6 protein-coding genes and 1 pseudogene are annotated in these 9,705 nt (G+C 50.5%); 5 read left to right on the top strand and 2 right to left on the bottom strand.

All coding sequences use genetic code 11. The features are described from left to right. The 3 genes from IQ260_RS21475 to IQ260_RS21465 all read left to right on the top strand — a co-directional run. Positions 1 to 1,270: hypothetical protein (locus tag IQ260_RS21475; protein ID WP_228016329.1), on the top strand; the 1,270-nt coding region annotated here is incomplete at its 5' end. Then, entirely contained in the window at positions 1,263 to 3,440 is a 2,178-nt protein-coding gene (locus IQ260_RS21470; RefSeq protein WP_193995136.1) for a WD40 repeat domain-containing protein, read from the top strand. The genes IQ260_RS21475 and IQ260_RS21470, both read left to right, overlap by 8 nt. Further along, complete coding sequence (locus IQ260_RS21465; protein ID WP_193995135.1) at positions 3,437 to 5,953, top strand: COG1470 family protein; 2,517 nt, start codon at positions 3,437 to 3,439, stop codon at positions 5,951 to 5,953. The genes IQ260_RS21470 and IQ260_RS21465 overlap by 4 nt, the downstream gene beginning before the upstream one ends. A 31-nt stretch (positions 5,954 to 5,984) precedes the next feature. Here the strand turns inward: IQ260_RS21465 and IQ260_RS21460 are convergent, their stop codons facing one another. After that, the gene (locus IQ260_RS21460; RefSeq protein ID WP_193995134.1) at positions 5,985 to 6,233 is read right to left on the bottom strand and encodes a hypothetical protein; all 249 of its coding nucleotides are present in this window, start codon (positions 6,231 to 6,233) and stop codon (positions 5,985 to 5,987) included. 1,146 nt (positions 6,234 to 7,379) lie between these two features. On the opposite strand from IQ260_RS21460, the gene IQ260_RS21455 reads away from it, so the two are divergent. Next, entirely contained in the window at positions 7,380 to 8,015 is a 636-nt protein-coding gene (locus tag IQ260_RS21455) for a class I SAM-dependent methyltransferase (protein WP_193995133.1), read from the top strand. 121 nt (positions 8,016 to 8,136) lie between these two features. Further along, positions 8,137 to 8,412: a hypothetical protein gene (locus tag IQ260_RS21450; protein WP_193995132.1), complete on the top strand. Its 276-nt coding sequence runs from the start codon at positions 8,137 to 8,139 to the stop codon at positions 8,410 to 8,412. Here the strand turns inward: IQ260_RS21450 and IQ260_RS21445 are convergent. After that, positions 8,396 to 9,349 (bottom strand): annotated as a pseudogene (locus tag IQ260_RS21445) (ISAs1 family transposase); the annotation flags it as partial. The gene IQ260_RS21450 and the pseudogene IQ260_RS21445 overlap by 17 nt on opposite strands. Positions 9,350 to 9,705: the final 356 nt, after the last annotated feature.

Here is a 9,705-nt window from a genome sequence, read left to right as displayed (position 1 = left end):
CCCCCTCCCCATGGCACCCATCCAACCCTCCCCACTCCAACGCATCCAAGTCAACGACGGTATGCTCATTACCGCTGACCACTGGCAGATCGCCCACAGCTATCACCAACAGCGCCAGGCTATTTACTATGAAGCCCTGCACCAGAGCGGCATTGTTAGTGGGTTAGGCGTCAATGTGGGGCCTGTCCCTGAGACGGCCCCCAGCAAGTATCGTCAACCTCGCTGGCTCACGATTCAGCCAGGATTAGCCATGGACAATCAGGGCAATCCTATCCTGGTAGCCAATGCCGAAAGCTGTTATCTGTCAGCACAGCCTGTGGCTGAAACGACAATTTACATTGTGCTCAAACATTCGGAGCGCTCATCCCAGTCTGCCATTGTCCAAGAAGCGTTTCAGATTTTAGAAAAAGATGTGCCAGCAGAAGCGGATGAGGTGGAACTGTGCCGGGTGCGATTAGGGGTGGGAGAGGTTGCGATCGCACCCCCTGATGATGTGTTTTCCCCTACTCTCAACCAGCTTGATTTGCGTCACCGCCAGCGGGTGCGGCCCCGGTCACAGCTAACCGCCAGCATCTCTGCCTGGTCCCACCGCAGTCCTGTGGTCGCCCAGTTTGAAGCCCTCTTTGCTACCCTGCCGGGTCTCTATCCGTCACTGCTGGGCAAAGTAAGAACAGAGGCCCTACAGAGCGATCTCACCCATTTCTCCTACGAAGAATTTTGTCAACTAGATCGGCCAGATGGGCCTCAAATCGCCCAATATTTACAGCAAGGGGGGGTGGTCTTAGTAGAAACAGCTTCACCACAGCTAAGAGATCTGTATCAGGTCGAAATGGACCTACGCAGCGCGTTAGCCACCAGCCGCAAAAACTTAACCACTTCGCTACACACATCAGCGGAGCAAGAACTGAGTGAAATTCAAGCCTGTATTACAGAAGCCGTAGCAGAACTCACAGCCCCCCTGCTCTCTTTTATGCATCAAGAGAGCTTAGACCTTAAACCCTTAGCCATGGACTATGTATTGAGACTACAGCCCTTCAGCTTTAGTCGGCTGCCCACCCTCAACGGTCAGCCCGTTGGTCTTTATGGCTGGGGCGGCTTATTGTTACTCATCGGTTCCCTACCCCAAGCCTGGTCCATTAGCGAAAACATCGATCTCCCCCGCGAAGAAATTCGTAGCGCCCAGGAGCTGGGGGTTAATCTGTTAAACTTTGCTGCCCAGCGACGGCGAATGCATCAGTGGTTGAGGTCTGGAGAGTCAAACCATGCCTAAACAAATTCTCACCCAGCTGTCCACCCACACCGTGCATCTAGGGACGGGCCATGACCAGTTTGAAGTTATGGTCAACAATCTCAGCGACCGCTTTGCCACCTTTGCCCTAGAGCTGTCTGCGTCAGGTGTTGCCCGGCAGACCACCTCCGACTGGTATCGGCTCACTCCAGATTTGTCAGCCAAAATCCCAGCGGGAGACCATGTCAACTTTGTGGTGAATATTCTAGAGCCTCCCCCCATACCCGGTGGCTTTACCGGAAAAATGAACCTCAATGTCAATGTTACCTGTCTGGAACTGGGGGAAGAAGATCGGCAGTTAATCAATCTGGTGGTGGCCGGGTCCGGGGTGATTCCTCCCACGCTTAAGCTGCCCATAACCGACTTTCAGACCGTGCCAGGAGACTTACTTGAGATTCCCCTGCAGCTTTATAACGCCAATCGCAATACAGCTAATATTCGCCTGGCGCTCAAAGGATTGCCCAAGGCATGGCTAAATGAAGGACACGAACGACGTCTACAGGTGGCCTCCCAGGGTAGTGCCCACGGCTTGTTTCTTTGTCAGCCACCCCTGGCTAGCGAAGCCAAGGTTTATCCTTTTCACATTGAGGTTAGTCAGGCCGAGGCCCCCATTGTACGACAGTCCGGCACTCTGACTGTTTTACCAACAGGCTGGGTAGAGTTCACCTGTACAATAAATGAGGCAGACAAGACAGATAACGCAGTCCCCTTAGAAACCTCAAAAAAAGAGAAATCAGCAAGCCTCCACCATACTCTAGACCTCAACAATCAGAGCAATGTCCGCCAGGCCGTTGCCATGACTCTAAACCGGATTGACATTCCCTGGCAGCGAAAAGTGTGGGCCGCGTTGCGTCGCCGCCCGCCAACGCCGTCTGGCACCACATCTCATATACTACAGCTGAGTCCCGCCCAGGTGGATCTCAAGGCAGGCGATCGGGCTAACATGAAGCTAACCTTGAGTCCCGTATCCCCCTGGCTAGGATGGCAGCGACGACAGCAGTTTCAGCTGCGTCCCCAGCTTCAACAAACAGAAATACGGCCACCGACTCAAACGGTTGAACTGTTGGCAAAACCTAAAATTCCCTTTTGGACACAGTGTCTGGGTATAGGTGGTGTATGCATCGCTGCGCTGACCGCTATCTACTGGCCCACGGGTCACCGGGGTGCTGTCAACAGTGTTCAGTTTGATGGTCAGGCCAATGCCATTATTAGCGGGGCCGATGACCATACCCTACACCGCTGGCAGGTTTCCCGCAGACTAAGGGATCTGGCGACTCTAAAAGATACAGATAAGGCCATCCGCGTCGTCCGCTATCGTCCTCGCAACAACGATCTGTTGGCTGCTGGTTTAGAAAATGGTGAAATTCAGCTATGGGATTTTCTCTCTCAGCAACCCCCAAAATCATTGGTTTTCCAGAGAGATGATCGGGTATTTGATCTGCGCTTTAGCCATGATTCCCAAACACTATTGAGTGCCCACGGCAGTGGTCTAGTGCTTCATTGGGCGATTGATGATTGGGCCAATCTGGGCAAAGAGACAATTCCCAAACAACAGCAGCAGTTTGGATTTGCTGTTCAAGCCATTGCCCCCATTACCTATACCAGCACCCAAACAGGGGACCAACGCAACCATCTTCTTGCCGTTGGTGGACGCTTTAATCGCCTGGTTCTCTGGGATTTTGAAACAGATCGGCAGCAAATCCTGGAATATCCACCAGGCGAGCCAAATCACTATCTCTCCAGTTTAGACACTGCCGCTGACAACTCTACCCGTCTGGCGGCCGCTGACAACCAGGGGCGGATCACCCTGTGGAACCTAGCCCAGTGCCTCAAAGACGGCACGTCCTGTAAACCCAGCGACCGGTGGGAAGACGGTCATCAAGGCAAACCGATCAACACCGTTGCCCTCAGCAAAAACGCCTGTTATCTAGTCAGCGGCGGCGACGATGGACGCGTCATGCTGTGGTCCCTCAACACCATCGGTCAGGTCATGGCCCGTCAACAACTGGCCCAGTTTAGCAAACCCGTCAACAGCGTTGATATTCTCCAACAGGAGAAAACCCTGTTAGTTGTTAGCGGCAGCGACACCCATCGCGTCAAGCTGCACCGCACCCAAGCAAACAATAAAGCCTGCCCAGGCAATCCGTTATGACTAACTTCTCCGTCCCGATGCGATCGCTACTCGACATAGCCACGGATTTACCTGAGCGCATCCCCTCTCAGCCCATTGGAGTTATTCTTTCCTCCTCCGGAGAAGATCAGGTCCTGCCGGGTGAGCAGCTCGTCATCAGCACCACGATTAACAATAAGGGCAACCAGAGTGCCATTATCGATGTCTATCTCGACGAGCTGCCCCCCGCGATTCACAGCTGGTGCTCCACCGCTCAAACCCGCCTTGCCCTAGATCCAGGACAAGGGGAAGAAGTTATCTTTTGCTTTGACGTGCCCGCCTCGGCTCTATCGGGAGCCTACCGTTACCAGCTGATTGTGGATGCGCCCAATCACTATCCCGACAATCCCCCTCAGCGGTACGAACAAACGCTCCAGGTCTTACCCCCAGCTCACACGGCCATCAGGGTTAGCGATCCCACATTTGCAGTCGAGCCCATCAGCACCAGTGCAAAACCCATCAAAACGCTGCCAGGCAACCCACTCCAGTTCCAAATCCATGTCTACAACCGGGCCAATCGGGTTGACCGCTTTCGACTGCAGTGTACGGATCTGGCCGACGACTGGGTCACTGTCCACTATCCCCAAGGCTTTCAAGCCCCAGGTCTAGCCCTCACAGAACCCTATCTAGATCTTAATCCGGGGATGGAGGGGGTGATTTTGTTGACGATCACGCCAGCGTTGGATGCGTTGGCAAGGACTCTCCTGGCAACGATCCAGCTCAAGTCTGAAAACAACCCTGATCTCAATCTGTTGGATGTTATCTACATCACGATCAATCCCGTCTATCAGCTGGATACTCGCTTTCGCACCCTGGTAAGTCGGGTTCAACAACAGTCAGGACTCTACAGCATTCAAGCCAGTAACCAGGGTAATACCCCCAGAACTCTAGATTTTAGAATTTTAGGTTTAGAAGATAGCGCCCTGTGTGACTATCAGATTCAGCCCCAATCTCTGACGTTGGCTCCCCAACAAACGTTGGTGAGTCAAATCTCCGTTCACCCCAAAAATCCTTGGAAGCGTCCCCTGTTTGGTGGTGGGCGGATGATCAGCTTTGAGATCACTGCCACTGACCCTGAGCAAAAGCCTCTGCCCGAGGTGCCAATGCAGGGACTGTTAATGTGGGAAGCTCGCCCCTGGTGGCAAATATTGCCGGTGATATTGTTATTACTCGGCTCGTTTCTAGGGCTGATTTGGTTAGCATGGTATTTTTTTGTACGTCCGCCAGCCCCGGCCAATATTTTACGCTTTGCCCCAGAAGACACCGCCTATGATGCCACCCAAGGTGATACGGTCCATCTTGGTTTTGAAATTGTGAATCCAAAGCGGATTCAGCGGTTAGAAATTGTTGGTCTGTCCACCGAGGGTGAGCTGTTGAGTGGCCCCCTGGTGTTTGATCTCTCGCAAGGGTTACCACCCTATTTAGAAGCACTATGTGTGGAACAGGCACGACAGCTCACCTGTCGTAATATTCGCACCGATGCCAGACGAGCCGGAGACTATATCTTTACCCTGTCCCTTATTCCCAAACCCGGTCGGAATGCGACTCCGACTCAATCAACCACCCTACCGGTGTCCATTGCTCCGGCTCCATTACCTGCCATTGTAGAGCTAGTACCGACATCAGCCATTTATGCAGAAGCTCCACCCAAGCCAAAAGAGATGTCGGATGGGGCGACGGCAAACACCGTATTTATCCCATCTCTACCCGACAAAGATCCCCATGTGGCCAGGGTAAACTGGGTAGTGGCAGATCCTAAACAGCTAGCCAGTCTGCATCTCATTGGTCGAGATGCCGAAGGGACCGTAGCTGTTCCTACATTGTCGTTTGATTTTCAGACGGGTATCCCCAAAGAACTGACCAATTTTTGTACGTTAGAAACTCAGCTGGTTTGTCAGAATGTGCCCACTGGCTTACGTCAGGCGGGGGTTTACACCTTTGACCTGCTGGCTGTTCCCAAAGGAGAACAGCCTGAGGAACCAATTTTATTGACCAGTGAACCCACACAAATTCAACCGCGTCCGCCGCGTTTGTTGAAATTTACCCTCAATGGTGAACCGGCTCAGCCCAACTATTTGGTACCTGTTGACGAAGGACAGCCGTTAACTAATTTGGAGTTAGCCTGGGAAGTAGAAGATAATTCGGGGACTAAGGTGATTTTGATGCCCGCTCCTGGCGATGTGCCCACAGCGGGAGCACTGCCTGTACCGCTGAGTCCAGAACCAGGGGAAACGCTGGTTTCTCTACAGGTGACCAATGTGGCCGGAGAGCAGCTAACCCGGTCGATCACGATTATCACCTATGATCCTACGCCAGAGAGTCCGACTATTGTTGTTAATACAGGGGACACGGCGTCCCCTGGGGATGCAGGAAAAGACACCGAAGCGGGTGGAGGTGCGATCGCAAATGGAGACAATGGCAGTACAAACAGGGTGCCAGTTCCTAGCAGACCCGGTACAGTATCCCCACAAGAATTACCACCACAGTTTGAATAAACCGTATTTTTATACGGCACCCGCTCGGTGCCTATTGCTTAAGAGCAATCCGCTTGGTCAAAATGGCCATCACTTCATTGGGGCGTCCGGTAGAGATGGGTTTACTCCAGTCATTAGGTTCGGCGTAGCGTTTGCTGTGCAGGTCTTGAATGGTCAGCCGTACAGCTAAAAGACTACCAAACAGCAGGTGACGCACCGTTTCGTATTGGTGGTCGGGTAGCGGTTCGGTGCCAACAGATAATGTGGACGCTACCGCGCCCTGGGTAATATCGAGAAACATAAGCCTTGGTCTCCAGACGTTTAGGAAGAAACCAAAGCTCAAATTTAGCTGCCCCGATTATGTGATGCAAACCGGGGCAGCAATAGGATAAAGTATCCCAAGCCTCGGACTGCTTACTCAGCCACGGGGTTAGCCAGCGGTGCGGTGGTGCAAACACCTGCCGCTGGTGCCAAATATTGAGCTTTGTGGTCATGCCCAGAAGGGCGTGAGAACTAAGGTACCGCTAAGTCATTTCTCACGTCAAGCCAAAAATGTTGCAGTTGATTACGAGTAATGTTGTATACAAATAGCATCACGGACAGCTTCCAGTAAGGTCCTCGGCTTAGATTGCATATGAATGACTACACAAAAATCATGAAACTCCTATGTAGCAATTATTACTCAATAGTTCATATAAACTAGTAAAGATACCTTAAAGCTTTCTGGATAACTCCGAATCTGAGGGTATTATCCAGAAACTTTCTGGGCGATATGCTTATAGGGTGATTATCCAGACAAAGTCTGGGTAACTCCGACTGAGAGGTATTTATCCAGACTTTGTCTGGATAACGCATAGTTGTAGTGACCCGATTTAAATGTTATCGCTTGGGAACCCTATAGTACAACGGGTCCCAACAACATTCCGTTGGAACCGACACTTCCGTTAACCGCCTGACGACGTTAAGGAGGAAGTGCGGTTCAACTCCACCGTTAGCCCTTGGCCCCTTCACCTACATCCCTCCATCGTTCATAAGCCTTTGGTTTCTGAGTATTAAGACATTGCGTTTCTCTTACTGAAACAATTGGTATAGCCGCAATAAATTCTTAACTTTGTGTTGCGAACTAGGTTTGCTTTCGGTTGATCTGCTACGATTTATAAGTGCCTGTTTCCTGGTTTATGTCTAACGAGTCAGTGCACCTGACACTCGGCAAACACTTATTATTGCTTCTTTTTTAGCTTTGGCTCGCGCTGGTGACTTGTTCCGTTAGCCTACTGCTGAGTTGTAGGTGAGGGTGTAAATCGAAAATTATCTTAGGGTGTTCAGGAGCAAGTGAGCACAAAGTTATTAATGGGACAATATTTTTAGCTTTCGGTGAAGCAATTAAGTTTGCATCGCTATTTCCAGAAACTACGTGTTTTTTATGTTTAGCTTGGAGAAATAAAATATGGTTAATCTGCACGAGAAATACGAAGTTCAGAATGCCCAACAAAATGTTTCTGAACGCGATCCTTTTACTCTGGAAAGATACGATCAGTTTTTCAACTTTTTCCCAAAAGAAGCCATAAAAGTCCTTGACGTAGGTTGCAACACTGGTAGAGGTGGATTACGCCTTAAGGAGCTAAACTCAAACCTGACGCTATTAGGACTTGATTGTGTACAAGAGAGATTAGACGCTCTGCCTGAATGCTATTCCCAAGGAGTATATGGTCTTTCAACGGATATACCTATTGAGGATCGATCTGTAGATGTAATTGTTGCTGGTGAGTTCCTTGAACATCTCTACTCTGCTGACGTAGACAAAACATTATGCGAGTTTCAACGAATTTTGAAGATTGGCGGAAGGCTACTTCTTACCACTCCAAATCCCAACTACATCAGAAGTAAATTGAGTGGAACATCGGTTTATGGTATTAGTCATCTGACCCAACATTTTCCCAAAGTTTTACGATTTAGGTTGGAAATGCATGGATTTTCAGGAGTTGAGATTTATGGCTCAGGCAAAGTATCACGGCATTTCGGCTGGCACTTTCCACTTATGGCAGTGTATGGTAGCTATCTCGCTTTAGCAAATAAGTGTTGAGTGCCGTCTAACAACGCCCATGCACACCGACCGTCAAAAGGTGTCGGTTGTGGCAAAGGTTATCTGCGGCGGGTGATAGGCAACGTTAGGCATTTGATAATCGAACGGAAGGAGACTAACCATGCGCACTTTCGCACAGAAACCGAATGCACCTCAGCATGCTACACCCGCCAAGTCTACGATACCCCGTCGGGCAAAATCAACTCGCGGTGCGCACGATTTCAGCCGAATACCGGTACGCCATAGGTCGCCAGCAAACGTCCAGGCAAAGCTCACGGTAAGTTCTCCCGGAGACATCTACGAGCAGGAAGCAGACCGCATCTCCAAACAGATGATGCACATGCCTGAACCGCAGCCACAGGGCAGACGCATACGTTTCTTTACAATTTGGTACTAGCGTTATCTCCTTGGGCTAGCACCTTGAACAGATATTGGTCATCCCATCCTGCTTTGAGTCGCTTTGCATGCGTGCCACCTTTGACAGATTTTTCTTGTGACAACAAGTTAACGGCAATATGTCGAATGACGGCTAGATTTTCACCACTGTAGCCTGTAGTTGCCCGAGATTGATCTTCTCGAAACGCTACATCGAGCCTCCAATGGAGTTGGTTCTCAATGCCCCAGTGGCCCCGAACCGCTTTGGTAAAGCGCTTTGCATCCAACGGTAGACTCAGCAGGTAGTAACGCATCTCATGGCTGATGGTATCGCCGACTTGTCGTTTAGACTCGACACACCCGACCGTAGTTAACTTGACCCAATTTTCAGCACCGATGAGATAGTCCGTTTGTCCCATCACCCAATAGCGACGGGTCTCTTGGCGACCATGACCGGTTTCTTGGGTTTCATAATAGTCATGCTCAATTCTCTCAAACCCTGTCGCTTGAGCATGGGAAAATAGTTGACTCACATCTTCCAATAGACTACCCTGATTCCCTTTGAGCGCCAGAACATAGTCTCCCTGTTGAGCCACAATTTGTTCGGCAATTGCAGTTTGGCAGCCCATCGCATCTATGCTCACCACGGCTCCTTCTATGTCTAACACGTTCAAGAGTTCTGGAATGGCCGTAATTTCATTCGATTTCTCATCCACTTTGCGCTGAGCTAAAACAATTTGATTCTCACTCGCCCAGGCGCTCACCATATGAATCATGCCTCGCTTGCCACCACGCTCGTAGCTTCCCCGTAGCGTTTTATCATCAAGGCTAATCAATTGTCCCTTAGTCAACGCAAACGCTGCATTCACCCACCTCAAAAAACGCGCTTGGAATTGCACAGGACGCAGACGGGCAAACAAACGCTCAATCGTGTCGTGAGACGATATCCCATTATTAAGATATGTATGCGTTTGTCCTGACCACTATGATGGAGAGGACGATCTTTGGGCTAAGAATCTATCTTGCGACTGGGCCGGAGGCGGTTTGGTAACGACAGCGAGCGATCTAACAAGATTCCTCCAAGGACTTTTTGACGAGGCCCTATTCAGCCACCGCTGGTTAACTGAACTCATAAACTGGCAGGTTGAAACTCGATGGCGACCTCATAGTGGCGCTCGCTTCCGCTCGAAGGTTCATGCGCCAGATCGCTCGCTTGACAGTTATTACGGCTATTTGTAAGTCTGACGCAGATTACATGGCCGAGTGGGATGAGGAAATTCTCGCTGCAAAATTGATCCAATCAGTGACTGAACAC

This window comes from Leptolyngbya cf. ectocarpi LEGE 11479 (assembly GCF_015207065.1).
Lineage (GTDB): Bacteria > Cyanobacteriota > Cyanobacteriia > Phormidesmidales > Phormidesmidaceae > Leptothoe > Leptothoe ectocarpi.
This window is presented reverse-complemented; position numbering and strand designations above follow the sequence as displayed.

Bases quoted from the DNA above. Each gene is read 5' to 3' on its own strand.
- IQ260_RS21470 (WP_193995136.1), top strand. From the start codon at position 1,263: ATGCCTAAACAAATTCTCACCCAGCTGTCCACCCACACCGTGCATCTA.
- IQ260_RS21465 (WP_193995135.1), top strand. From the start codon at position 3,437: ATGACTAACTTCTCCGTCCCGATGCGATCGCTACTCGACATAGCCACG.
- IQ260_RS21460 (WP_193995134.1), bottom strand. From the start codon at position 6,233: ATGTTTCTCGATATTACCCAGGGCGCGGTAGCGTCCACATTATCTGTT.
- IQ260_RS21455 (WP_193995133.1), top strand. From the start codon at position 7,380: ATGGTTAATCTGCACGAGAAATACGAAGTTCAGAATGCCCAACAAAAT.
- IQ260_RS21450 (WP_193995132.1), top strand. From the start codon at position 8,137: ATGCGCACTTTCGCACAGAAACCGAATGCACCTCAGCATGCTACACCC.